Origin of the sequence: Streptomyces sp. NPDC001068 (assembly GCF_042897315.1) — a bacterium.
Classification (GTDB): Bacteria; Actinomycetota; Actinomycetes; order Streptomycetales; family Streptomycetaceae; genus Streptomyces.
The window spans coordinates 196,629-219,353 of record NZ_JBIAYD010000010.1; the positions used below are offsets into that span (position 1 = coordinate 196,629).

Annotated in this window: 21 protein-coding genes, 2 tRNA genes and 1 pseudogene; 9 read left to right on the forward strand and 15 right to left on the reverse strand. The window is 68.5% G+C overall.

Going from position 1 to position 22,725, the window contains the following annotated elements; translation table 11 throughout:
- From ACFY3I_RS27675 to ACFY3I_RS27725, 11 genes are all read right to left on the reverse strand, one after another.
- The gene (locus ACFY3I_RS27675; RefSeq protein WP_390863589.1) at positions 1-840 is read right to left on the reverse strand and encodes a bifunctional DNA primase/polymerase; all 840 of its coding nucleotides are present in this window, start codon (positions 838-840) and stop codon (positions 1-3) included.
- Positions 837-1,487 (reverse strand): DNA cytosine methyltransferase, encoded by a 651-nt coding sequence (locus ACFY3I_RS27680; protein ID WP_390863591.1) that lies wholly within the window; start codon positions 1,485-1,487, stop codon positions 837-839. Before ACFY3I_RS27680 ends, ACFY3I_RS27675 begins: the two co-directional genes overlap by 4 nt.
- On the reverse strand, positions 1,484-2,218 hold the full coding sequence (locus ACFY3I_RS27685) for an SAM-dependent methyltransferase (RefSeq protein WP_390863592.1): 735 nt from the start codon (positions 2,216-2,218) through the stop codon (positions 1,484-1,486). The genes ACFY3I_RS27680 and ACFY3I_RS27685 overlap by 4 nt, the downstream gene beginning before the upstream one ends.
- 89 nt (positions 2,219-2,307) lie before the next feature.
- On the reverse strand, positions 2,308-2,628 hold the full coding sequence (locus ACFY3I_RS27690; RefSeq protein WP_390863594.1) for a MazG-like family protein: 321 nt from the start codon (positions 2,626-2,628) through the stop codon (positions 2,308-2,310).
- 12 nt (positions 2,629-2,640) lie between these two features.
- A complete protein-coding gene (locus tag ACFY3I_RS27695; RefSeq protein WP_390863596.1) occupies positions 2,641-3,144 on the reverse strand; it encodes a hypothetical protein in 504 nt (167 codons plus the stop codon).
- 203 nt (positions 3,145-3,347) lie between these two features.
- A complete protein-coding gene (locus ACFY3I_RS27700; protein WP_390863598.1) occupies positions 3,348-5,474 on the reverse strand; it encodes an ATP-binding protein in 2,127 nt (708 codons plus the stop codon).
- A gap of 104 nt (positions 5,475-5,578) precedes the next feature.
- Positions 5,579-5,896, reverse strand: a complete 318-nt coding sequence (locus ACFY3I_RS27705) for a hypothetical protein (RefSeq protein ID WP_390863600.1) — start codon at positions 5,894-5,896, stop codon at positions 5,579-5,581.
- Between the two features lies 1 nt (position 5,897).
- Entirely contained in the window at positions 5,898-6,230 is a 333-nt protein-coding gene (locus ACFY3I_RS27710; RefSeq protein ID WP_390863602.1) for an RRQRL motif-containing zinc-binding protein, read from the reverse strand.
- A complete protein-coding gene (locus tag ACFY3I_RS27715) occupies positions 6,230-7,135 on the reverse strand; it encodes a protein spdB (RefSeq protein WP_390863603.1) in 906 nt (301 codons plus the stop codon). Before ACFY3I_RS27715 ends, ACFY3I_RS27710 begins: the two co-directional genes overlap by 1 nt.
- The gene (locus ACFY3I_RS27720) at positions 7,132-7,785 is read right to left on the reverse strand and encodes a GGDEF domain-containing protein (protein WP_390863605.1); all 654 of its coding nucleotides are present in this window, start codon (positions 7,783-7,785) and stop codon (positions 7,132-7,134) included. Before ACFY3I_RS27720 ends, ACFY3I_RS27715 begins: the two co-directional genes overlap by 4 nt.
- An 8-nt stretch (positions 7,786-7,793) precedes the next feature.
- Positions 7,794-8,063: a DUF6284 family protein gene (locus ACFY3I_RS27725; protein ID WP_390863607.1), complete on the reverse strand. Its 270-nt coding sequence runs from the start codon at positions 8,061-8,063 to the stop codon at positions 7,794-7,796.
- 458 nt (positions 8,064-8,521) lie between these two features.
- Between ACFY3I_RS27725 and ACFY3I_RS27730 the strand changes: the two genes are divergently transcribed.
- The 5 genes from ACFY3I_RS27730 to ACFY3I_RS27750 all read left to right on the forward strand — a co-directional run bounded on the left by ACFY3I_RS27730 (position 8,522) and on the right by ACFY3I_RS27750 (position 12,983).
- On the forward strand, positions 8,522-9,304 hold the full coding sequence (locus ACFY3I_RS27730) for a GntR family transcriptional regulator (protein ID WP_390863609.1): 783 nt from the start codon (positions 8,522-8,524) through the stop codon (positions 9,302-9,304).
- Positions 9,301-9,813 carry a GNAT family N-acetyltransferase gene (locus tag ACFY3I_RS27735; RefSeq protein WP_390863610.1) on the forward strand — a complete coding sequence of 171 codons (513 nt, stop codon included), beginning with the start codon at positions 9,301-9,303 and terminating at the stop codon, positions 9,811-9,813. The genes ACFY3I_RS27730 and ACFY3I_RS27735 overlap by 4 nt, the downstream gene beginning before the upstream one ends.
- Before the next feature lie 153 nt (positions 9,814-9,966).
- Positions 9,967-10,608, forward strand: coding sequence for a hypothetical protein (locus ACFY3I_RS27740; protein ID WP_390863612.1), 642 nt, complete (start codon positions 9,967-9,969; stop codon positions 10,606-10,608).
- On the forward strand, positions 10,571-11,761 hold the full coding sequence (locus ACFY3I_RS27745; RefSeq protein ID WP_351934295.1) for an XRE family transcriptional regulator: 1,191 nt from the start codon (positions 10,571-10,573) through the stop codon (positions 11,759-11,761). Before ACFY3I_RS27740 ends, ACFY3I_RS27745 begins: the two co-directional genes overlap by 38 nt.
- 298 nt (positions 11,762-12,059) lie before the next feature.
- On the forward strand, positions 12,060-12,983 hold the full coding sequence (locus ACFY3I_RS27750; RefSeq protein WP_390863614.1) for a hypothetical protein: 924 nt from the start codon (positions 12,060-12,062) through the stop codon (positions 12,981-12,983).
- Between the two features lie 1,697 nt (positions 12,984-14,680).
- Here ACFY3I_RS27750 and ACFY3I_RS27755 read toward each other — a convergent pair.
- Complete coding sequence (locus tag ACFY3I_RS27755; protein WP_390863616.1) at positions 14,681-18,535, reverse strand: tetratricopeptide repeat protein; 3,855 nt, start codon at positions 18,533-18,535, stop codon at positions 14,681-14,683.
- 45 nt (positions 18,536-18,580) lie between these two features.
- Complete coding sequence (locus ACFY3I_RS27760; RefSeq protein WP_390863617.1) at positions 18,581-18,910, reverse strand: trypco2 family protein; 330 nt, start codon at positions 18,908-18,910, stop codon at positions 18,581-18,583.
- A 678-nt stretch (positions 18,911-19,588) separates the two neighbouring features.
- Between ACFY3I_RS27760 and ACFY3I_RS27765 the strand changes: the two are divergent.
- A pseudogene (locus ACFY3I_RS27765) lies at positions 19,589-19,800 on the forward strand (hypothetical protein).
- Between the two features lie 28 nt (positions 19,801-19,828).
- Here ACFY3I_RS27765 and ACFY3I_RS27770 read toward each other — a convergent pair.
- Positions 19,829-20,485 carry an SDR family oxidoreductase gene (locus ACFY3I_RS27770; protein ID WP_365296331.1) on the reverse strand — a complete coding sequence of 219 codons (657 nt, stop codon included), beginning with the start codon at positions 20,483-20,485 and terminating at the stop codon, positions 19,829-19,831.
- A 237-nt stretch (positions 20,486-20,722) separates the two neighbouring features.
- Entirely contained in the window at positions 20,723-21,991 is a 1,269-nt protein-coding gene (locus tag ACFY3I_RS27775) for an amidohydrolase family protein (protein ID WP_390863619.1), read from the reverse strand.
- A gap of 278 nt (positions 21,992-22,269) precedes the next feature.
- Here ACFY3I_RS27775 and ACFY3I_RS27780 point away from each other — a divergent pair.
- From ACFY3I_RS27780 to rpmG, 3 genes are all read left to right on the forward strand, one after another.
- A tRNA-Thr gene (locus ACFY3I_RS27780) sits at positions 22,270-22,342 on the forward strand.
- 44 nt (positions 22,343-22,386) lie between these two features.
- Positions 22,387-22,459 (forward strand) — tRNA-Met (locus ACFY3I_RS27785).
- Between the two features lie 89 nt (positions 22,460-22,548).
- Entirely contained in the window at positions 22,549-22,713 is a 165-nt protein-coding gene (gene rpmG / locus ACFY3I_RS27790; RefSeq protein WP_003948671.1) for a 50S ribosomal protein L33, read from the forward strand.
- The last annotated feature ends 12 nt before the right edge of the window (positions 22,714-22,725 follow it).

The window sequence follows — 22,725 nt, forward strand, 5'->3', positions numbered from 1 at the left end:
TCACAGTCCCAACGTGGTCAGGGCGTTGGTCCACGCGTCCGTGCAGTGCCGGGGGCTCTCGCCCTTGGCCTGCGCGGCGGCGAACAGGCGGCCGATGTGCGTGTCGGTGAGGCAGCCGCACCGGCCGTGCGTCGACAGCACCGCGAGGAACGCCCGGTACACGGTCGCGTGGACCGCGCTCTTCGCCTCCGTGATGCGCTGCACGGCCATGGACACGCCACGCTCCAGATAGACGGGCGTGCGGTGCGGGCACGCGCCCCCGTGGGCCCTCAGAGGCCCTGTGAGGCTCTGTTGCGTCCTACGGGGCATGGCGGGCTCCTTTACTGCCAGAGCACGCACAGAGTCCGGCAACGGCGCCGTGGCGCCCGCTCCCTTTGCGAACCAACGGGCGTACGCGGCTGAGGACTTGAGGTCGACGCCGGGCCGGACCGCGTTGGCGGACGGCATGGTGCCCCAGTAGATCCAATGCTCGCCCCGCGTCGTCGCCACGGTGCGCGTGGCGGGCAGTGTGGCGCGGGCCCACTCGATGGCCGCCGCGTCGTCCAGGTCGACCACCGTGAGGCCGGCGCCGCCGGGGTGGTAAGCCACAGTTGCCGCGTGCCGCCATGCCATCGCCCACGCGGGTGAGGCGATGACGGCGGGGTCGGTGGTGGCGGCGGCCCACGCGTGGCACGGCGCCGGGCACCCGCAGGCGCCTGCCGCCTTCATGTTCGGCCTGCCGCCGCAGGCGTTCCGGGCGCAGGTCGGGCAGTTCCCGAACGGCAGCTTCCCCCGGCGCAGCGGAAGCACCGGCAGGCCGTCGGCCGCGAGCCGTAGAGCAGTACGCAGGTGCCCGTTCATGCGGCGGCCCTCCCTTCGAGCGCGAGGAACTGTGCGGCAATCCACTGGGTGTAGGCAGGGGGTACGGCCTTGCGGGCTTCCAGGCTGGTCATCCAGGTGCAGCCCATGGCGTCCGCGTACGCCCGCTCGCCCTTGTGCTCGAAAGCGAGCAGGCCTTTGCGGTGCCAGCACGGCGGGAGCAGGTCCCCGCCGCCGCCCCACGACGTTTCGAAGCCGCGGTGGCGGCGGACCGGGAGGCCGAACTGTGTGCCGCACAGCAGGTAGTCGGGGCGCAGCAGACCGGCCTTGGCGGTCTCGGGGACGTTCTCCATGACCCACGGCCGGCCGGTCGCCTGCATGACCTCTCGTCCGGGGCCGATCAGGTCGGGGTGGTCGTCGGGGTTGCCGCGCCACCTGGTGACGGTCGCGTACCGCTCGCAAGGCCAGGAACCGTGGACCAGGTCGAAGCTGCTGCCGTGGTCGGCGCAGTAGTCCAGGCCGTCGGCCTGGACGAAGGTGAAGGGGTAGTTGGGCTGTGGGCGGATGTCGACGCCGACGACGTCGAACCCGGCCAGGTAGTAACCCATCGACAGGCCACCGCCCCCGCAGCACAGGTCCAGCACCCGCAGCCCGTTCGAACGGCGTAGCGGCAGCACACGCGCGTTCACGCGGCCACCCCCAGAGCACTGGCGGTGAGGTGCGCGAGGGCGGTACGGCCGATGTACTCGGTGTAGGCGGGCGGGATGCACTCGCGGATGCCGTCGCGGTTCATCCACGGAACCCCCAGCACCTTGCGCGCGAGGGCGACGCCGGAGAAGTTGCCGACGAACTGCCCGTAGTGGCCCGGCGGGACGGGGCGGCCCATCTTGGACTGCGGGACCAGGTGCGCGGGATGGCCGGGCTGGTCCAGGGTGAAGCCGCCGCCCGGCTCGAAGTACCGGTGCCGATAGTTCTCCAGCCCGGCCATCTGCCCGCACAGCATCACCGGGCCGCGCAGCTTCGGGACGGCGCCCCCGACGTTCTCCATCACCCACGGCTGCCCTGTCAGCTCCAGGGCGCTGCGGGTGGGGGCGATCAGGTCAGGGTGGGTGTTGCCCTGGATGCGCTGGCAGTCGCTGTCGTGCTGGCACGGCGGAGAACCGTGGACGAAGTCGAAGGCGGCCCCGTGCTCCAAGGCGTAGGTGATGGCGTCTGCCTGGACGAACCGGTACGGGTAGCGGGGCTGGGGGTCTTTGTCGACGCCGGTCACGTCAAAGCCGGCGTCGGTGTAGCCCTTGGCGGCGCCGCCCTGACAGCAGAACAGATCGAGCAGCCGGGGCGGGCGCCCGAACAGGCGCAGGAAGAGAGCAGCTAACCCGGCGGGTTCACCTGCTCGCCTCATGACCGTGAGTTGGGTCATTCTGGATGTCTCCAGTTCCTTGGTTGGGTCCTGGTTGGCAAGGGCGGCCCCGCGACTTTGGCGAGACGGAGGGGCCGCCCTTGGCGTAGCTACGGGCGGGGGGCGTTCAGCCGGCGGGCGACGGCGTCGAGCTTGGCGGTGAGGTCGGCGCCGGGGGTCGCGGTGAAGGAGTGCAGGGCGACGGTGGCAGCGATGATGACGTCGCACAGTTCGTCGGCGACGTCGGCGGTGGTGTGGGTGATGTTCTTGCGGGGGTTCTGGCCGGTCATGCCGATGTAGGCGGCGGATGCCTCGCCGGCCTCTTCGGTGACCTTGATCAGGCGCATGGCGGTCTCGTGCTCGCCGTGGCCGTTGGCGGTGTTCAGGGCGGCGGCGATGCGGGCCGCGACGGGGAAGAGAGTGGCACTCACGTCGGTGTCTCCTCAGCTGGTGTGCTGGTTGTGGGTGCGGGCGGACAGTCCGTAGGTCTTGTTGCTGGTGTGGTGCTGGTTGATCGGGCCGGTGTAGTGGTGGTGGGTCTCGGTGTGGACGCCCTTGAGGGAGCGCAGCGCGGTCCCGATCGCGGCGAACACCCCGGCCACAGCGGCGATCGGGAGGGTGACGAACAGAACGCTGGTGAGGGAGACAGCGGCGAATCCCTGGCAGGCGAGCCAGACCCCACAGCCGACGCCGACGAATGCGGCCCCGACGCCGATGCCGGCGACGGCGGTGCCAGCGGCCCATGCGGGCACGATCCGCTTGTCCGGCTGGAGCACCGGGGGCGTGTCCCCGTAGGCGGGAAGCGGGCTGTCGTCCCGGTACGCGGTCGGGGTCTCGGGGGCGGGCTTGTAGGCGTCGGCGATGATCCGGCGCGCTTCGGCGGCGGCCACGTCGTCGCTCATCCGGACGCCCGACACGGACGTCTCGGGGGTGGTGTCGGGGAACATGCGGAATCCCTTCCGGTCACGGTGCAGGGAGGAGAAGGCACCCCCTGTCGGGGGCGCTGAGAGGGGGGGTTCGGGGGTCCGACCTGCGCCGCCTCCCTGCCTCCCTGGCGATCAATTACGCAGGTCAGAGGCAGGGAGTCGGGTCAGGGAGGGGTTCAGGGAGTTCTCCCTGCCTCCCTGACCCGGGCGGGGCCCGCTCCCTGTCACTCGGAAGCGGAAGCGGAACCCGTGTCGTCGTGGTCGGCGAGCGCGCGGGAGATGCGGTCGGCGGCGACGACCATGCGCCCGTCGGACTTGTAGGGCTCGGCTCCGGTGCCGTCCAGGACGCGCTTGAGGTCGATGAACGACCACTCGCCGTAGACGCTCGGGGCGAGCACGGCGAGCCGCTTGAGGACTTCCTGGGTGAGCACCCGGGTGTCCGTGCCGAGGACGGTGGCGATGTCCGCCAGCGCGTCCCGTTCCTCGTCTCGGTCGACGGCGCGCAGGGTGGTGACACCGTTGCGCAGTGCCTTGGCTCGCTCGCAGATGGCCTTGGCGTCGTCGTCGTTGATGTAGTGGGTGCGGACCGTGATGGATGCCTGGCCGGCCGGGACCGTGATCCCGTCCGAGGCGACCACGAGCGTGCCCTTGTCTAGTCCCTGCCTGAGCAGGTGCGGGGCGGCGCCGCCGTCAACGGCCTTGTCCCCCAGCGCCATACGGGCCTGCGACTCGGTGCCCAGCGCGAGGGAGGCGCGGGTGTGGGCGCCTTCCCGGACCAGCTTGGGAAGGTTCTGGTCGGTGGGGTTCTGGGTGCCCTGCCACATCAGGACGTCCACGGCGCGGCCCTGGTTGTGGATCCGGCGCACGGCCATGAAGTACCGGCTGGTGGCCTTGGAGCCGCCGTAGGGGTTCTTCTGGTCGTCCTTGACCGGGCACATGAACGCGACCTGCGCTTCGTCCACGATGACCACCAGCGGATCGAACACGGCCTTGGGGTCCTGCTGCCGGACCGAGATCCGCCGGTTCATCTCCTCCAGCGCGTCCTCCACCATCCAGGTCGCGTCGACCACGTCGTCATCGGTCGGCCCCTGGATCAGCACGCTGGCCAGTCCGTCGAACATGCCCCAGTCCCCGACGCCCTTGAGGTCGGCAATCCGGAACTCAACGGTCTTGTCCAGCGCTGCCCACAGCGCGAGCGCGCGCAGGGAGGCGGTCTTGCCCTGGTTGGAGAGACCGGTGACCAGCAGGTGACGCTGGAACAGGCTCAGGGCCGCCGCGTCGCCGCGCAGGTCCTGACCCCACGGGGCCTTGCCCTTCTTGTAGTCGGCGGTGGCTGTCTCGTCGGTGACCAGCGGAGACGGGCCGATCGGCTCATCCAGCGCCCCGGAGTCGGCGATCCACAGCCGGACCGTCCGCGCGGCCACGGGGAGCATGATGAACACCTCGTGCTCGTGCCGGGTCAGGTTCTCGGCCAGCTTCCGGCGCCGGTTCTGCACCTCGATCGTGGACACCCCCGACGGCAGCGTGACGTCCACCTCGACACCACATCCGGCGATGCGGATTGGCCCGAGCATGGCGGCGCCTGCGTCGCCCATCTCCTTGATGGCGTTGCGCAGCGCGGGTACTCCGAGGTCGCGCAGGGCCTTGACCACGATCGAGGGGGTGATGGGCTCGCCGTCGCTCGATCGCTGCTGCTCGGGCATCGACCACGACGGGGCGGCCTTCTGGTGGGCGCCGACCGACCAGAGGGCGAGCAGGGCGAGGAACGGGCCGATCGTGACCGCCGGGCCCCACACGACCTGAACGATGGTGATCATCAGGTTGATGAGCTTGATGACCGCCATGAGCGGGGTGATGACCTCGGTGGCGTCCTTGGTGGCGATGGCCATGCACACCCCGAGCGCGACCAGTAACCCGACGCCCGTGCCGGCGGACACGGCGGCGCCCTTGGCTGCCTCCACGGGCGAGTGGAGGAGGTCCATGCGGCGGCGGTGGCGTGCCTCGCGGAAGTGCTGGCCGCGCTCTTCCCACTCGCGGGCCTCTTCCAGGTTCCCCGCCGCCTCCGCCGCGCGCATGAGGCGCTCGTAGCGGGCGGGGGTGCGGGCCTCCCACGCGCGGCGGGTGACGATCCGGGTCCCGCCGTAGACGTAGAGGGCGTGCCGGGCCGCCGCGCGGGCCGACGTCTTCGTGACGTCGTGCGTCACGGCCGTACGGATCGCCCGCCCGGACCGGATCCACAGCGGGACCGCGGGGGCGGGTGCCGGGTCGGGGACGACCGTGAGCACGGTCGGGGCGTCGGGCCCGGTGGGCGGGTCGGTGGGCTTGTGGAGGTTGATGACGTTCTCGGTCATGCTGGCAGTTCTCCTGACTGCCCCAGGCTTGGGGCGGGATGAGTGGGAGAGCACGGGGCCGCCGTGTCCGGCCAAAGAGGCGGCGGCCCCGGTATTGCGGCTGGTCACCACCAGCCGGAAGGCGTCTTCTTGGCCTTGGCCTGCGCGTATTCGGTGACGATGCGCTGGCGCTCGCCGTACAGGGCGGTCAGTTCGGCGTTCAGCCGGTTCTCCACGGACGATCCGATTGAGTCCATGCGGGTCTCGGCACCGTTGGTGCTGCGGCCCTGGTGGATGCTGCGGGCACCGCCCGCCATCGCCCGGAACATGTCCCGGCGTTCCTTGCCGGTCAGCGGCCACCACTCACCCCGGCGGACCGCTTCCAACTTCTTCTGCACCTTGCTGATCTCGCGGTCCACGCGGCGGGTGTCGGGCTTGCCCATGTCAGGCGGTCCCTTCGGGGTAGGCGCACGGCGTGCACGCACCGAGCGCGGCGGGGATGACGTAGCCGGCATCGCGCCGGCAGGCGGGACAGGTGCGGCGGGCAGCATTGGCCTTGGCGAGCGCCGCCCACCGCGCGGCTGTCATGGGCCGGACCGGTTTGGCCAGGTCGACCCGGTACAGATAGGCGATCAGCGGGCCGCGTCGGCGGCGGGGGCGTTCGAGCTGGGCTGCGACGTCCTGCCCGCCGGGGCGCAGACCGCGTGTGCGGAGTTGGCGGCGGGTGGCGTAGCCGTCCGGTGCCAGGTGCCACCGGTAGACCGGCAGCGCGGCCATCACGCGGCGTCCTCCGGCCGGCCGGTGGCGCGCCGCCAGGACGCCCGGAGACGGGTCTCCGAGGCGGAGTGACCGGCCGCCCGGAACAGCGTTGCCACCTCCCGGTAGGAGACCGACCGGCCCTTCTGGGCCTCGGTGTTGATGAGGTCGGTGACGATCCACTCAAGGTCGGTGTCAGTCAGCACCGGGGCCGGCTCCAGCGCCGGTATCGGCTCGAACGGCCCCCACACGGGGAGGTTCCATGAGGGTGTGACGTCGGGTGTGACGCGGCCCGTCACGCTGGTCAGGGCCCGTCCGGTGCTCTCGCCCTTGCGTGCCGTCTCCAGCTTCGACCACGCGTCCGCGAGGGTGTTGGCAGTCTTGGCCTGGACGCGTGCGACGCGCGCCCCTGCCTCCGTCACGGCCGTCAGCCGGGTCTCCTCTGTGGATGCTTCGGCACGGAGTCGGGCGCGGGCTACGGCTGCGTCGTCGCGGGCGTCCTGCTGGATGCCACGGATCATGTCCAGCGCCGCCGGCGTGAGCGCCGTGCGCTCCCACAGCCCGTGGACCAACCACAGCGCCTTGGCAGCGATCGGCAGCCACGCCACGGCCAGCCACGCACCCCGCGACGCCTCGTCGGTGAGTAGAGCGTGCGTGACCAGGACACCGGAGGCGACGGCGCCGAAGGACCAGCCGACGGCGGTTACCGGGTTGCTGTGGTCGCCTTGCGCGGCGAGCCGGCGCTCATAGGCGAGGGTGGCGAGCCAACCGCCGTCGATACCCAACCCGACGACCAACGCGACGCCCTTGGGCATCGACTCACCCAGCCACATCACGACCACGGCCAGCGTGAGGACCATGGACACGGCCGTCATCGCGACGGCGGGCAGCACGGTCAGCAGACTCTTTGCGTTCAGGCGCGTCATGACGCCTCCCTTCGCGGTGTGGTGTGGGTTCCGGGACGTCCGGTGCGCCGCCCGGCAGTGGTGGTGCAGCGGGGTGCGAACCCGGCGCTCTGCCAGCCGCCCCCGCCCCGCTTGGCCGTGTACATGGCCTCATCCGCCAACCGCAGCAGCGCCGGCAGCTCACGGCCGGTGCCGGCGGGGGCGTCGCTGGAGAGCGCGCCACCGATAGACGCACCGACCCTCAGGTCACGTCCGTCGTGCAGGAACGGGGCGGTGATCTGGCCGTGCAGGCCGCGCAGCAGCCACGGCAGCGCCACCGGGTCCGGCAGGACCACGGCGGCGGCGAACTCGTCGCCTCCCAGCCGGCCCGCGACCGCCCGCCGGTGTCCGGCGAGCGCGTCGGCCAGGCTTCCGGCGGTGGCGCGGATCGCCGTGTCACCAGCCGCGTGGCCGTGGGTGTCGTTGAGTGCCTTGAACCCGTCCAGGTCGACCAGGACCACGGCGACGTCCAGGTGCCGGGCCAGCAGCCGGCCCGCGCGGTGCTCGAACGCGTCCCGCGTCCACAGCCCGGACAACGGGTCATGCCGCGCGACCGACAGACGGCGGCGTAGCCACAGCCCGTGGACGCCCCAGGCGGCCGCTAACGGCCCGGCCGCCGAAGCGATGCTCACCACGGTGTTCATGCCGCGCCGCCGGGCAGGCTCGCCGTGGCGGTGCGGTTGGCGAGTGCCAGCCGTTCGGCGAGCACCCGGCGGCGGGCCCGCCGGATCCGGCGAGCGTCCAGCTCGGTCGGGGTGCGGTCCAGGGTGATGATCTGCGCGTCCAACAGGTCGACGTCCGCCAGGATCAGCGGCATCTCCAGCTCGATCGCGTCCAGCTCAGCGGCCGTGGGTTCCATCCACGGCTCGAACGCGGTAACAGCGTCCTGAACAGTAACGATGTGGTCCATTGGGTCTTGTTCCTCTCAGACAGGAACGGCCCGAACAGCGGCCCCGGTGTTCCCGCACCGGGGCCGCACGCCGTTGAAGTCGGTAAATCCGGCTCCCCTCAGCGCTACTCGTACGAGACGAGCAGCGGAGGCAACCGGCCGCAGCGCTTTGATCTGCGGAGCTGTGGTTATGCGAGTTGTCTCCTTCGGGAACGCGAGCTCCCGTGGCAGGCGTATGGAGACGCGACCTTTCGGTCTAAGCCCTCCGGTTGACCAGGGGTCCGGGTCCCTCGGCCCGCTCTGTCCCGGGCCCCTTTAGCGACGAGCAGCCCTGAGGAAGCACAGGGATGCCCGAGATGTTGTAGCCATTGTCCGTACAATGGCTACAACGCAGATGCTGGCAGACCGGTGGCCCGACCGCAAGGGCATTGGCCACATTGACTAGACAATGGGCTCGTCAAGCGGCTTCCATGGGAGGCATGGCAGTGACTCGTCTCGGGCGAAACCCGATGTATCAGCAGATTGCGGATGCCCTGCGTGAGCAGATCACGTCCGGGGAACTCGCGCCCGACGCGAAGCTTCCTACCGAGGCAGAGCTACGCGATCAGTACGCCGTCTCACGAGAGACGGTGCGCAAGGCGCTCGCCCAGCTCGTCAACGAGGGCCTCGTCATCTCCGCCCGTCCGCAGGGGCATTTCGTCCGGCGCCGCCGACCGATGGTGTTCCGTCCGCAGGCAGAGTTCCGGAAGCGGCCTCACTCGCGCGAGATGGACGCCTTCATGACTGAGTACTCCGCGGAGGGGCGCGAGCCGCGACAGGACATCCAAGTGGCCATCGTGGAGCCGTCGGAGGATGTGGCGAAGCGGCTTCAGTTGGAGCCGGGCGAACTCGTCGCAGTCCGCAAGCGAGTGCGCTACCTAGACGGCGAGCCGTTTAACGTGAACGACAGCTACTTCCCGCTCTCGATCGTGCGGGATTCAGAGATCATGCGCCCGGAAGACATCGCCCGAGGCGCCAATGAGGTGCTCGGTGAACTCGGGTACCGCCAGGAGCGGGCACTGGACGAGCTGTACGTCCGGATGCCCACGCCAGAGCAAGTACACCGCCTGGATCTCACCCCTGGAACACCGGTCGGCGTCCACGTCCTCACAGGGTTCACAGCCGAGGGTCGCCCCGTCCGAGTCGCTGTGACCGTACTCCCGGGAGACCGCCACGTGATCTCTTATGAGCGCCAGCGCGAGACACCGGACGAGGATGCATGAAAGACCTGCTCATTCGCCCCGCCCAGCTCGATGAACTCAGCTCTGTCGAAGCGTTGCTGCGGGGAGCCTCCGCTTGGCTCGCCTCGCGCGGGATTGATCAATGGCAGTACCCACCGCATCGCGACCGCATCACGGAGGCGCTGAAGCAGGGAGTGTGCTTCCTTGCGTTCGAGGAGGGGCGGCCGATCGCAACCATTCAGGTGGATGCCTTCGCGGACCCGGAGTTTTGGACGCAGGAGGACGATCCAACGTCGGCGCTCTACGTACACCGCATGGCAGTCAGCCGCGACGCCTCCGGGATCGGCGTCGGAGGCAGGCTCCTCGACTGGGCTGCGGGCCACGCCGCATCCAAGGGGAGGCGCTGGCTGCGACTGGACGCGTGGAAGGACAACGAGGGGCTGCACGACTACTACACGAACGCCGGCTTCACCCTGGTTCGCGTCGTAGACCTGCCGCACCGCAGGTCAGGCGCCCTCTTTCAGCGCGCTACCGGCTGGGTTCCTGCCTGAAGCACCGGTTTGGCGTACCGGTTGCCAGGAGTCGACCGGTACGCCCGCAGCAGCGACCTCCACCCAACTAGGCCTGCAACTCGTTCGGATGAAGGAAGACGCACATGCCCTGATCATTGATGGAGTGCGCTGGGCGGTTATAAAATAACCGCCATGCTCACACCTGAGGATGCTGCCTTCGTCACTGCGGCCACTGAGGGTCTGGCGGACCCTCTCTACGAAGCGCTCGATCACGGCTACACCGCCGCTCACGCCCACTACGACGACGCCGGCATGATCGGCGAGGGCTACACCAAGGGGCGCACCGACCTGGCCCGAGACCATGCGCGTCGCTTCATCGAGCATCGGCGGGGGGAGTTCCTCGACCTCGGCGGTTGGGAGCCGATCAAGAACTCCAGTGGGCGCCTGCACCTGCGCAACGGGATGATGACTCTGCGGCTCCTGCATGCGACGCCGTTCGACCTTGTTCCGGCCCCTGGCCGGAACAAGGCGCGGATCAGCTACTACTACAATCGAACAGTCGACCTATTCGGGGTGGAGGCCAGCAACCTCCTCGCTGTGTGGCTGTCCCCTCCCGCTGAGGGCGGCGAGATCTCGGTGCGTATCGTTCGTCCAATCGGTGAGTGGAAGCCGGGACGCGCTCCGAAGTTCGACCTCGACTTCGAGCTCCCTAGGAACACTGAGTCGTTCACCGGTTGGGAGTTCATCCCCGACGACAAGGGCCTAGTCCTGCCCTTCGAGTTCGAAGAAGATCAGCGTGAAGAGGGTGAAGGAAGTGGCACGGGATCCAGCTGAGCGCATTCGAACCCTGAGGCTCCTGATGGGGCTCACTCAGGGTGAGCTCGCGCAAGCTGCTGGTGTGTCACAGCCGCTGATCTCGCAGATCCAGAAGGGCATCAAACTCGTTACCGACGACGTGCTTGTGCGCATCGCCGAGGCGACCGGCACGCCGATGTCGTTCTTCGAGGTCGACCCTGCTGACCTCCCTGCCGACACGCTGATGTTCCGGAAGAAGGCCAGCGCGTCAGCCAAGGAGGTAGCCAGAGTGGAGGCGACGGTCAGGGAGGCGTACCGGGTCTCGGTGCGCCTCATGGCCGAAACCAGGGTGCGTCGGACCGCACTCCCGCGAGCGGAGGGCGATATTACATCCGATGACATCGAGGACCTCGCCGCGCAGACCCGCGCCGCGTTGGGTATTGGCTCGGATGGCGTGATTGGGCACGTCATCCGAGCCTGTGAGCGTGCCGGGCTCCCTGTGGTCCCCCTACTGCTAGTGGACTCGCAGGGGCACGGCGAAGACATCGTCGTGGGGCATTCCGGCGCCTCTTGCTGGCGTGGCACGACTGAGCCATCCATGATCAGCTACTTTTCCGCGGGCAGTGGCGACAGGCAGCGCTTCACAACAGCGCACGAATTGGGACATCTTGTACTGCACCCCGCACGTCGTAACGGGCTGGACGCTAAGAATGCCGAGAGTGAGGCTCACCGATTCGCTGGAGCCTTCTTGCTACCTCGGGAGCGGGCAAATGAGGCGTTCACGGGGCCGTTGATGTTGAGGGAGTTCGCCGCGCTCAAAAAGCGTTGGGGTATCTCAATTCAAGCTCTAATCAATAGAGCTTACGATCTCGGGCATATCGACCAGGCCCGCCGGGAGAGTCTCTACAAGCAACTTGGCGCACGTGGATGGAGGACGAACGAGCCTGTCATGGTCCACGCGGAGCAGCCAACGTTGATGAGAGCCATGTTGGGCCGCAAGTACGGCGAGCCGCCATCTCTACTTCAAGCTTCCGAAGGTTTGGGGCTTCACCCAGTGCTCATGCGGTCACTGGCCCCAGACGTAACGGCAGACCCAGCACCCCGCGCAATGGCTGATGTCATCAGCCTTGGCGACCGCCGCCGGCAATCCTCCCGCCTACAGGCTCTTGATTCGAGACGGCAAGAGCTGTGAGTCACTAGCGCGTCAAACGACTGACGGTGTTCCAGCCCCCGTGAGGGGTGCAGGCCCGAAGATGCGTCGAACGTTTGACGCTTCGGCACGAGGTGTGGTCGTCCCGGCTTCTTGTCAGGACCGGGATGGCTCACAAAGAACCCTCCTCGTGCGTGGCCTGGCTCCCGGCCAGGCCTGCTCTCTTGCTCGTCCTGCCCGTAACTCCCTGCACTACAGAGAGCCTGAACACTAGGCTTGCCTTGCGTTCGCCGTAGCTGTAGGGGGTTTGCCTGTGTACTGCTTTCGTCTCCCCTTCGCGATGCCGAGTCAGGCGCGACTCGGACTGACCGAGACTCAGTTCCTGCTCCAGGAGCAAGGCGAGGTACAGGTTTGGCTGAATTCCTCCCAGAAGGAGGACCAGCGCCTGTGCGACGCCGCCGAACTCGTGGTTAGAGGTCAGGGCTATGGCACCGGTGATGAGGCGGCGCAGGAGGGTGAGCGCTGGCGGGATGTCATTAGCCGAGCTTTCGCCCGAATCCATCTCGCTGCTGACTTCGCCGACCGAAAGCCGTCAGGCATCCTGACCACGGCCGGAGAGGCATGGATAGGTGAACTTTTCGGGCATCCTGTGCGCGGTGCTGCTCCTGGCGTCACCGTCTTCGAAGATCAGCCAGGTCTTCGATTCGTCAGCGTGCCAGCCGCCGAGGGCTGCAAGCGCCCTTCGGAGGACTGGAATCGTCGAGTGCTCGCTCAGGCTGCACAACTCCATGACCCGCTAGCAGATACCGAGAGGTTGGCCTTCGATCTCTACAGCGGCTCTTTCTTCCAGGTCTCAGCAGACTCACGGCTCTTGATGTTGACCATGGCGATCGAGACTATGCTCGACCCGCAACCCCGCTCGAATTCTGCTCAAGCGCACGTGAACGCCATGATCGAAGCTACGGAAGCTAATCCGGACCTGACCCCTGCTGAGCGCAGCTCGCTACGGGGAAGTCTCCAGTGGCTACTAGATGAGTCCATCGGACAAGCCGGGCGGCGACTCGCCCGAACTCTGGAGCCGCGTAAGTACGACGGCAGACCGCCGGCCGCCTTCTTTACCCGTTGCTATGAGATGCGCAGTGCGCTCACCCACGGACATGTGCCGCGTCCCGGCCACCGGGAGGTAGGGCTTCTCGCCGCCAGTCTTGAGTTGTTCGTCGCAGACCTCTTGGCTGGTCGGCTTCTGGCCGAGCTTCCCGACTGAGAAATGTGCCAAGAGCCAGGCCCCGAACAGTCTGTTTTGAGAAGCGGTGGGCCATGGGCAAGGCTCATGGGAGAAGACTTTTGAGGCCTCGCCGCACTCTATGAAAAGCAGAATCGAATAGTGCCTCGTCGGGGCATACTTTGAATCTATGGGCGGGCAACGCTTTTCCTGCCGCAAGTTTCTCCTGTGCGCGGACGTATTTCCCATCTTTATGCCTAAGTGGGTTGTGCATATTTTGAAGCAAGCCAAATTTGGTCAGAGTGAGATGCGACTCGTAAACATCTCGCGATAATGCATAGGTAGTGACGCGCTCAAAACCTGCACAGTATACGCCTTCGTTTGCGTGCTTATCGGGTAGTCGTTGGCTCAGGTGTCGCAATGCTATGTAAAGGCGGATCTCTGATGGTGTTAGCGCATACACCCAGCCTCTGGTGTAAAAGCTTCGCGGGAGGTGAACAGCGCTTTCAAGCGGGGAGGGGATTATGTACGGGGTGTAGGGGGAGCCTTGATTTTTCATTCCGGACTCATGGAGTAGCGAAACCTTCAGGGTGCTGCGGCGGTGACCCGAATCGAGGAGCACTAGCCCTTCCTGTTCCAATCTCCTCAAAGCTGATCTCGCTTGGCGCGCGCGATTTCCTTGCTCGGATATTCGCACAACGGCGTTTAGGTTCTCTCTGGCTGGCGCCACAATCATATTTGTCCATGAGATGTCGTTAGGCCCCGCGATGAAAGGGATGGGGCTTGGTGCAGGCCGGCCTCCTTGCGCTCTGCTTTGGGCCTCCATTAGCAGGAGTAAAAAGAGTTGAATATTGACACCTCGCGGCGCGCTCAACCTAGAAATCGGCGGATTTCCTAGGCCTGAGCGAAAAAATTCACTCCGCACGGAGAAGCGGAGTTTGCTGCGCAGGGAGCGGATGTGGCTTGTTGCCATCTCGATCTGCGCAGAAAGACCTTCGATCTGCTGAAGCCGAGCTGCGTACCGATCCTGGACGCGTGCCATCAACACCCCACCTATTGCGACCCTTTGGCCGCACGCGAACGGCGCTCTGACCTGCTGACTGAGCCGTACGGACTAGAAACTACATGCGGGCCAAAGGGTCTGTCCGCAGAGTTGGGCAAACCGTGCTTCCGCAGGTCAAGGTGTGGACCACGCCGCGCGGGCCTTGAGGTTGAAGGCCGGGCGAGCAGATGGCGGTCTCCCCGGGGCATCGGGGAGACCGCCGCACCCAAACCAGTGGAGGGCAAAGGTGCTTCAGAAGAACGTAGGCGAACAGGAGCCGTCGCCTCAATCGAGAGGAGCTCGATGGGCTCGGGTGAGGTGTCGTGTTGGCATCGCCTCTCTCGCGGCAGCCACGTGCGGTTTCGTTGCGATGGTGCCAGCGTCGGCGGCACCTCTGAGCGTTGCATTGGGGCTGGTCGGGGTGCTCGTGGGTGCCCGTCGCTCCAGGTGAGTGGGGACTACGGAGTGTGATCATTCGCTGTTGGCCGCGACCGCCAATACTGGGCCTATGGGCCATGTGTGGGCCGGACAGAACAGCTAGTAGGACCAGAATGGCCCTGATCAGGGGATTCTCTGGCTCCCTTGAGCGGTCTTGAAAACCGTTGTGATCCGAGTGCGGCCACATATGCTCTGTTGCGCTGGGACTGCGTACGGCGTCGCGGGCCTGGGCAGCCGAGGCCGATTCGTAGGCGACCTCTTATTGATGGCCGTCCTGTAGCCAGGACACAACTCGCAGGGACTGTTCGAGGGCGGTCTGATGGACAGCAGGGCGGGCTGCGGCCAGTTCCCGGCGGATGGTGATGGCTCCTTCGACGGCGGTGAGCGCCTCTTCGCGTCGGCCCAGGTCTCCCAGCCGGACGGCGAGGTTGTTCAGGCTGGTGGCGAGGTGGGGGAGGAAGGTGTCGGGGCGGGCTGCGGCCAGCTTGCGGTAGGTGGTGGCGGCTTCCTCGATGGCGGTGAGCGCCTCTTCGCGTCGGCCCAGCGCTCCCAGATTGGCGGAGAGGTTGTTCAGGCTCATGGCGAGGTCGGGGAGGAAGGTGTCGGGGCGGGCTGCGGCCAGCTTGCGGTAGGTGGTGGCGGCTTCCTCGCTGGCGGTGAGCGCGTCTTCGCGTCGGTCCAGCTCTCCCAGTTGGATGGAGAGGTTGTTCAGGCTGCCGGCGAGGTGGGGGAGGAAGGTGTCGGGGCGGGCTGCGGCTAGTTCGCGGTAGGTGGTGGCGGCTTCCTCGCTGGCGGTGAGCGCGTCTTCGCGTCGGTCCAGCTCTCCCAGTTGGATGGAGAGGTTGCTCAGGCTGCCGGCGAGGTCGGGGAGGAAGGTGTCGGGGCGGGCTGCGGCCAGTTCCCGGCGGATGGTGGCGGCTTCCTCCATGGCGGTCAGCGCCTCTTCGCGTCGGCCCAGGTCTCTCAGATCGGAGGAGAGGTTGTTCAGGCTGCCGGCGAGGTGGGGGAGGAAGGTGTCGGGGCGGGCTGCGGCCAGCTTGCGGTAGATGGTGGCGGCTTCCTCGCTGGCGGTCAGCGCGTCTTCGCGTCGGCCCAGGTCTCCCAGCCGGACGGAGAGGTTGTTCAGGCTCATGGCGAGGTCGGGGAGGAAGGTGTCGGGGCGTGCTGCGGCCAGCTTGCGGTAGGTGGTGGCGGCTTCCTCGCTGGCGGTGAGCGCCTCTTCACGCTGACCCAGGTCTCCCAGATCGGCGGAGAGGTTGTTCAGGCTCATGGCGAGGTCGGGGAGGAAGGCGTCGGGGCGTGCTGCGGCCAGCTTGCGGTAGATGGTGGCGGCTTCCTCGCTGGCGGTGAGCGCCTCTTCGCGTCGGCCCAGCGCTCCCAGATTGGCGGAGAGGTTGTTCAGGCTCATGGCGAGGTCGGGGAGGAAGGCGTCGGGGCGGGCTGCGGCCAGTTCCCGGCGGATGGTGGCGGCTTCCTCGCTGGCGGTCAGCGCCTGTTCACGCCTGCCCAGGTCTCCCAGCCGGACGGAGAGGTTGTTCAGGCTCAAGGCGAGGTCGGGGAGGAAGGCGTCGGGGCGGGCTGCGGCCAGTTCCCGGCGGATGGTGGCGGCTTCCTCGATGGCGGTCAGCGCCTCTTCACGCTGACCCAGGTCTCCCAGATCGGCGGAGAGGTTGTTCAGGCTCATGGCGAGGTCGGGGAGGAAGGCGTCGGGGCGGGCTGCGGCCAGTTCCCGGCGGATGGTGGCGGCTTCCTCGATGGCGGTCAGCGCCTCTTCACGTCGGCCCAGGTCTCCCAGCCGGACCGAGAGGTTGTTCAGGCTGGTGGCGAGGTGGGGGAGGAAGGTGTCGGGGCGGGCTGCGGCCAGTTCGCGGTAGGTGGTGGCGGCTTCCTCGCTGGCGGTCAGCGCGTCTTCGCGTCGGCCCAGCGCTCGCAGCCGGATGGAGAGGTTGTTCAGGCTCATGGCGAGGTGGGGGAGGAAGGCGTCGGGGTGTGCTGCGGCCAGGGCGCGGTGATGGTCCGCGAGTTGCTGGGTGATGTGGGCGGCTGTCTCGGCGAGGTTGTGGCTCGTGTGCGGGAGCCGGTCGGAGAGTTGTCGCAGGGTGTCGAGGGTGGTGTCGGGGGCATCGGTGATCTGGGTCAGGGCGTGCAGGAGGGGTGTGGGGGTTTCGGTCTGGGTGGCGACCTCGATTGCTGCCGGCAACAGAGTGTCGGGGTAGCGAAGGCACAGGTCGGTGAGCAGGGGGGCGAGTGAGTTGCGCAGGGGTGGGTGGTTTGCGGCCCGTGTGGCCACGGTCAGCAACTGTTGGGCCTGGGCTTCGGTGGCGTCGGGCAGGAGGCGGTCGGGCAGGTCGGGGTGGGCCAGCAGGTGGCGGCCGGTGAAGCGTTCGGCGAGTCGGTCCGGCCGGAGACTGTCCCACACGGCTTCGGCGGCCGGGGGGTAGAGCGCGGTGATCCAGTGGTGCACGCTGTTGCGGCGGTCCTCGGTCTGATCGGACAGTCCGGGAACCTTGGCGAGCAGTCTGTCGGCTTGTCGCCGGTCGGGCGCTCCGAGCAGGAATGCGGCAGCCAGAGCATCCGTGAGGGTGTCCATGGTGAGCGCGGGATGCAGGGAGCGGGCGCGGGCGGAGTTTTCCCAGTAGCGCCGTTCGTGGCGCAGCAGTCGGTCTTCCACAGCCGCAGCCGGTGTGGGATTCGTTGCGGCATCAGGTGGTTGGGCTGTGTCGAGTAGGTCGGCCAGGGCGGTCATGTGCAGGGTGAGCGCCGTGCCCATGCCTTCCTTTTCGGTCGCGGCTGCCGAGATGGTCTGGGTGAGCCGTTGGGCCAGCGCCGGCCAGTCGTGGTGGTGCCAGCCCTGGACGGAGGGGAGTTGAGCGGCGAAGCTGTCGGCCGCCTCCCGGTAGCCGTCCAACCGGTCCCCCGAACCCGGCTCCAGGGCACCCAGATGCGTGTCGGGGGTGCCGTCCAGCAGTTCCTCGGCCGCCGGTGTCCTGGATTGCAGGGTCTGCCACCAGTCACCCGCGGTGCGTGCCAGCAACAGCACTTTCACGGGTGTACCGGCGCCCATGCCGATGCCGTGCCGGGCCAGGACTTCGCAGAGGTCGGTGAGCTGGCCGGTGCGGGTCTCGGCGTAGTCCACGACGATCAGTGCGGGCACCGTCGCCGAGGCCACCATGTCCAGGGACCCGTCCGTGGTGTCGGCGCGCAGCCACAGGACGGCCCACGGCTTCTGCTCGGCGAGCAGGGTGGCGAAGTGGTGGGCGAGGCGGGTCTTGCCCTGCCCGCCGGGGCTGTGGATCAGCCACGCTCCGAAGCCCGGCAGGGCAGCCCACGCGTGCAGCCGGGTGAGCAGGTCCTCGCGTCCGCGGAAGGGGACGACCGCCCGGCGTGCCCTCAGCAGTGCCGCGGGAGACGACACCGTTCGGGAATTGGCGGCGGTGAGCATGTCGGTATGGTCCGCCAGCCCCTGCCACTCGGCCGGCTCCATCCCGGTGCCCGTCTCCGGGGCATGCAGGGTCAGTGTGTCGCGGAAGCTCTGGTCGTGAAGGAGCACGTACAGGGGAACGGCATGCAAGCCGGCGTGGGCCAGTCCTTCCAGGTCGGCGGCGATCACCCCGGTGAGCAGGTCCCCGCAGAAGACGGCCGCGCCGGACAGGCCGCCCCACGGGCTCTCGTCCGCGGACCGGGGCGGGTGCTCGCCGAGGGTGACGACATGCCGGTTGTCGACACGGCCGCTGACAGGATTGATCGTGCCGGTGGCCTGCCACAACTCCACCGGCCTGCCGGACCGCTGGACCATGTTCGGTACACCCACAGCCTGGCACGCCGACCCCGGCAGGCCGGTGACCAGTCGGCCCCACCGGACCACGGCGTTCCGGAGCGGTTGCCAGGCCGGATCGTCCACCAGGAGCAGGGCGGCATCGTCCCGGCCACCCGGCGTGCCCCGCCACACCACCGTCGCCGCGTACCGCATCGACCGGCCCGGCTGGAAGAACTCCACCCGTTCACCCGGCGCGGGGACGACGTGAGCGGAGGTCAGCACCAGGCGGTCACTGATCACATAGCCCGAACCCTGACCGCCGGCACCGTCGACAGCCACCACACGTTCGCGATTCATCCCCACCCCGATGCACCCCGTGCCAAGGCCAAGCCCAGGACGAAGTCAGTCCTCGATCCTGTCCTCGACACGTCCCGGACCCTGCTGCCGGTCCGGACTGCCATGAATGAGCAGGTCCCCGCCCCCGGGTTTCTTCGGAGTCAGAGCGATCTTCACCCGGTGTGTCCGGCTCCGCGCCACCCCGGCCTCCGCATCCGCGGACACCACCCAGGCCTTGAACCCGGCCTTCACCTTCGCATCAGCCCGCAGCTCCACCGCGAACTCCAGCTCCACCGGCCCTACCTGGAAGGCGAAATTCTGCCCCGCGCCCCGCGCCGCGGCCTCCAGCAGCTCGTCCCGCAACGCTGCCACCGCGTCCGCCAGCTCAATCTCCATACCCCGGTGTCCTCCCGTCCGAGCGACCCGGCGCCAACGGCCCGCACCGTCGCATCACACCCCGCAGGGCTTGCACACGTAGAGGGACCACCATCCCACCGCATCAGTTCCCCCCGTCACCCAAACGGAGTAGAGACGTGAGTGACGCCGGACAGACCGCGCACGAGGCAGAACGAGCTGTCCTTCATCGTTCAGGGCAGGGGCACTGGTCCCCCAGATATCCCCCACCGCGGCCAGGAACGAGAAGAACACCTGCTCAGTGCGAACAGGGCCAGCCCACTGTAAATCTGCCGGCTTCGCCTTCCCAGGTTCGAATCCTGGCGCCGCCACACTGGGGAAAACCCCCTCCGAACAGGTTACTGGCCTGGTCGGAGGGGGTTTCTTGTTGATCGGCCCCGATTTCCGGTGTGGCCGGACGCGGACGTGTGTGCCCCGGCCTTAGCGGCTGCCTCCAGGTGCCTACCGAGGGGTGAACATGATCACTCGGGGTCGCGCCACTCCCACACTCGGCGGTATCCGTGCCGGACGTCGCTCAGAGAGGTCCCCGGCATCCGGTTCGGGACCGGGACGGGGATCCGTGACCCCGTATCCCTCCTCGGCCGTTCGCCCGTCGGCACCGGTTCCTGAGACGCCGCACGTCCACCGATGAGTGTCATATCCCCGGGGCAGACTGGGCTCATGTCCTCCCGACGCAGAACCTGTCCGGTGTGCCGCCGTGAAATCGCCGTTGTCGCGGGACGCTTCGCGCGGCACGACCCGCCCGGCGCCCGGGAGAACGGCGACCTCGTCTCCTGCTCCGGCTCCCGTCAACAGGCCCAACTCGGCGCGGCCCAGCCCTCCCTCGACGGTTTCGCCGTGCCGGACTTCCCCGGCAGCTGCCGCTGTTCTGAGCGGCGCGCGTCCGGCGCGTCAGGGCGTTCAGTTGCCGGCCACCGACTTCACGGCCACGGTCACCGGTGTCGAACCACCGATCAGCTCCAGGGTCAGCCCGGCCGTAGCCGACGTGTCCACCAACTCCGCGAGCACGGCGGCCACGTCGTCGCGCGTGACCGGCCCCCGGCCCGTGTGCGCCTCCAGACGCACCAGGCCCGTGCCCGGCTCGTCCGTCAGCAGGCCGGGGCGCAGGATCGTCCAGTCCAGGGCGCTCTGCCGGGCCACGTACGCGTCGGCCTCCCCCTTGGCCCGCAGGTACACGTCGAAGACGTCGTCGCCCTGGTGCGCAGGATCCGCACGCATCGCCGAGACCATCACGAACCGGCGGACGCCCGAACTCACGGCCGCGTCCACGAACAGCACCGCCGCGCCCCTGTCCACCGTTTCCTTGCGGGCCGTGCCGCTGCCCGGGCCGGCGCCCGCCGCGAACACCACCGCGTCCGCTCCCCGCAGATGCGCCGCGACCTCGTCGGCCGACGCCGACTCCAGGTCCAGCAGCACCGGTTCGGCACCGGCGGCCCGAAGATCGCCGCTCTGCTCGGCGTTCCGGATGATTCCCGCCACCTCGTCACCACGCGCGGAGAGCAACCGCTCCAGCCGCAGCGCGATCTGACCATGACCACCAGCGATGACAATGCGCATGTCTCCGACCGTACGCCCGAGGTGCCGCATCCGCCGCACGGCTTCGTGCGCCCCCCGCGCGGCCGCCGCGGACCCGTGACGGGCCGAAGCAGGGCCACGCAGGGGCCCGGGAAGCGCCCGGAGGGTACCGGGAAGGACGACCCGGAGAGTCGCTCTTTCGGGTTCGAGGCGATCCCGCGGAGCCCGTCCGACGCACCCGGCGCCCTTTCGCCCGGCGCGCCCCGGCCCCGTACCTTCTCAGGACACCTCGCCCCGTCCCTGCCGGGGCAACCCCGGTTCCGCCGTCTCCGCCGAGTTGCAGTACTCGCGGACCGCACTCGTGCGTGCCACCACGCGCCCCCTGTGCACCACGATGCGGCTGTAGGCGAGCGAGAGGGCGCCGGCCAGGTGGTCGCCGCGTACGGCGAGGAGTTCGGCGGGGAAACCGGCCTCGACGCGCACCTCGGGAAGGCCGAGGGCGGCACGGGAGGAGGTGCTCACGGTGTCGTAGGCGTCCTCGGGGCGCAGGCCGTGGCGGGAGGCCAGGAGGTAGGCGGCCTCCAGGGGGTCCCCGCGGCCGACGGGGTTCGACAGGTCGCGCAGGGCACCGCTGCCGGCGGCGACCCGCACGCCGGCCGCGCGCAGCAGCCGTACGGGGGCCGTGCCGCGGCGGTCGACGGAGCCGCAGCCGCCCTGGGGCAGGCACACCACCGTGACGCCGGCCGCGGCGAGCTGGTCCGCGACCCGGGTGGCCGCCTCGGCGGGCAGGCGCGCGAGCCCGGCGCACGGGCCGAGGGTCACGCCGGGGCGCATGCCGCCCGCGATCGCCGCGAGCCGTGCCAGGCGGGCCGGGTCGACGGCGTCCGTGTGCAGATCGACCGGACAGCCGTGCTCGGAGGCCACCTCCAGGACGGCCTCCGCGTACCCCGTGGGGTCTGGATCGAGGTCGGGGCAGCCGCCCAGCACTGAAGCACCCATCTTCGCCGCGTCCCGCAGCAGCGCCAGTCCCTCGGCGCCGGCCACTCCGGTGAGCACGCGCGGCATCGCGACCGCCGTCAGCTCGGCGAGCCCGCGCAGCGACCGGCGTGCCTGGAGGACGGCTGCGAGGGCGGCCAGCCCCTGGACGTCGCCCACGTGCACGTGGGCGCGCACCGCCGTGGCGCCGTGGCCGAGTTGCAGCAGCGCGGCCTCGGTGGCACGCCGCTGGACGTCGTCGGAGTCGTACGGCACGGGGCCGCCGTGGTCGGCGGAGAGCGCGGTGTCGCCGTGGGCGTGCGGTTCGGCCGGGGCCGGGAGGAGGAGGTAGCCGCTGAGGTCCACGCGCGCGCCGCCCGTGCGGGCCGGACCAGGTGTCAGGCTGCCGGCCGTACCGACCGCCTCGATGCGCCCGCTGCCCAGCCGTACGTCCACGGTGCGGCCGTCGGTGAGCCGTGCCCCGCACAGCAGGAGCCCAGCCGGCTCGGACTGACCTGAGGAGCCCGGGGAGTTGGACGACGACGAGGGCGGCTGCGGCTGACTGTCTGGCATCGCGCTCCAGGTAGGTCGGTCCGGGCGTCGGTCCGGGCGGGGGACTCAAGATCACGCAGAGTGAGTCGAGCCTAGGGTGGCGAACCGTGCGTGGCGGGGAGGAGCGCAATAGTCGTACCGGCGTCGTCGGGCTGGTCGGGAACGGTTCGGCACGCGCGTGAGAGGGGCGCCGGAAGGGGCCTGCGGGGCTGCCGTGAGCCGGGTTGAAGGGGCCCGGTGGAGCGGCGGGAAACGGATTTGGGCGAACGGCGGCCGAGCGTGTAATGTCTTCATCGCTCGCCCCAATAGCTCAGTCGGCAGAGCGTCTCCATGGTAAGGAGAAGGTCAACGGTTCGATTCCGTTTTGGGGCTCTGGTGTGAGAGGTCCCGTCGCGAGGCGGGACTGATCTCATCAAAGCGGTGTAGCTCAGTCGGTAGAGCAAGCGGCTCATAATCGCTGTGTCACCGGTTCAAGTCCGGTCACCGCTACTGACAGTAGCCGATTGCGGGGTCGGTCCTTCGATCGGCTACTCTTTTTGCGTTGAATCAGTCCATCCGTTCGTCTTAGGAGCACTCACGTGGCTGCCACCGACGTCCGCCCGAAGATCACGCTGGCCTGCGTGGAGTGCAAGGAGCGGAACTACATCACCAAGAAGAACCGGCGTAACAACCCGGACCGTCTTGAGATGAAGAAGCACTGCCCGCGTTGCAATGCGCACACCGCGCATCGCGAAACGCGATAACAACAGGCTCGT

What these genes read in the sequence shown, in the direction of transcription:
- ACFY3I_RS27675 (WP_390863589.1), bottom strand. Translation starts at nt 840, where the DNA reads ATGAACGGGCACCTGCGTACTGCTCTACGGCTCGCGGCCGACGGCCTG.
- ACFY3I_RS27685 (WP_390863592.1), bottom strand. Translation starts at nt 2,218, where the DNA reads ATGACCCAACTCACGGTCATGAGGCGAGCAGGTGAACCCGCCGGGTTA.
- ACFY3I_RS27695 (WP_390863596.1), bottom strand. Translation starts at nt 3,144, where the DNA reads ATGTTCCCCGACACCACCCCCGAGACGTCCGTGTCGGGCGTCCGGATG.
- ACFY3I_RS27700 (WP_390863598.1), bottom strand. Translation starts at nt 5,474, where the DNA reads ATGACCGAGAACGTCATCAACCTCCACAAGCCCACCGACCCGCCCACC.
- ACFY3I_RS27705 (WP_390863600.1), bottom strand. Translation starts at nt 5,896, where the DNA reads ATGGGCAAGCCCGACACCCGCCGCGTGGACCGCGAGATCAGCAAGGTG.
- ACFY3I_RS27710 (WP_390863602.1), bottom strand. Translation starts at nt 6,230, where the DNA reads ATGGCCGCGCTGCCGGTCTACCGGTGGCACCTGGCACCGGACGGCTAC.
- ACFY3I_RS27715 (WP_390863603.1), bottom strand. Translation starts at nt 7,135, where the DNA reads ATGACGCGCCTGAACGCAAAGAGTCTGCTGACCGTGCTGCCCGCCGTC.
- ACFY3I_RS27725 (WP_390863607.1), bottom strand. Translation starts at nt 8,063, where the DNA reads ATGGACCACATCGTTACTGTTCAGGACGCTGTTACCGCGTTCGAGCCG.
- ACFY3I_RS27730 (WP_390863609.1), top strand. Translation starts at nt 8,522, where the DNA reads ATGGCAGTGACTCGTCTCGGGCGAAACCCGATGTATCAGCAGATTGCG.
- ACFY3I_RS27735 (WP_390863610.1), top strand. Translation starts at nt 9,301, where the DNA reads ATGAAAGACCTGCTCATTCGCCCCGCCCAGCTCGATGAACTCAGCTCT.
- ACFY3I_RS27740 (WP_390863612.1), top strand. Translation starts at nt 9,967, where the DNA reads ATGCTCACACCTGAGGATGCTGCCTTCGTCACTGCGGCCACTGAGGGT.
- ACFY3I_RS27750 (WP_390863614.1), top strand. Translation starts at nt 12,060, where the DNA reads ATGCCGAGTCAGGCGCGACTCGGACTGACCGAGACTCAGTTCCTGCTC.
- ACFY3I_RS27755 (WP_390863616.1), bottom strand. Translation starts at nt 18,535, where the DNA reads ATGAATCGCGAACGTGTGGTGGCTGTCGACGGTGCCGGCGGTCAGGGT.
- ACFY3I_RS27760 (WP_390863617.1), bottom strand. Translation starts at nt 18,910, where the DNA reads ATGGAGATTGAGCTGGCGGACGCGGTGGCAGCGTTGCGGGACGAGCTG.
- ACFY3I_RS27770 (WP_365296331.1), bottom strand. Translation starts at nt 20,485, where the DNA reads ATGCGCATTGTCATCGCTGGTGGTCATGGTCAGATCGCGCTGCGGCTG.
- ACFY3I_RS27775 (WP_390863619.1), bottom strand. Translation starts at nt 21,991, where the DNA reads ATGCCAGACAGTCAGCCGCAGCCGCCCTCGTCGTCGTCCAACTCCCCG.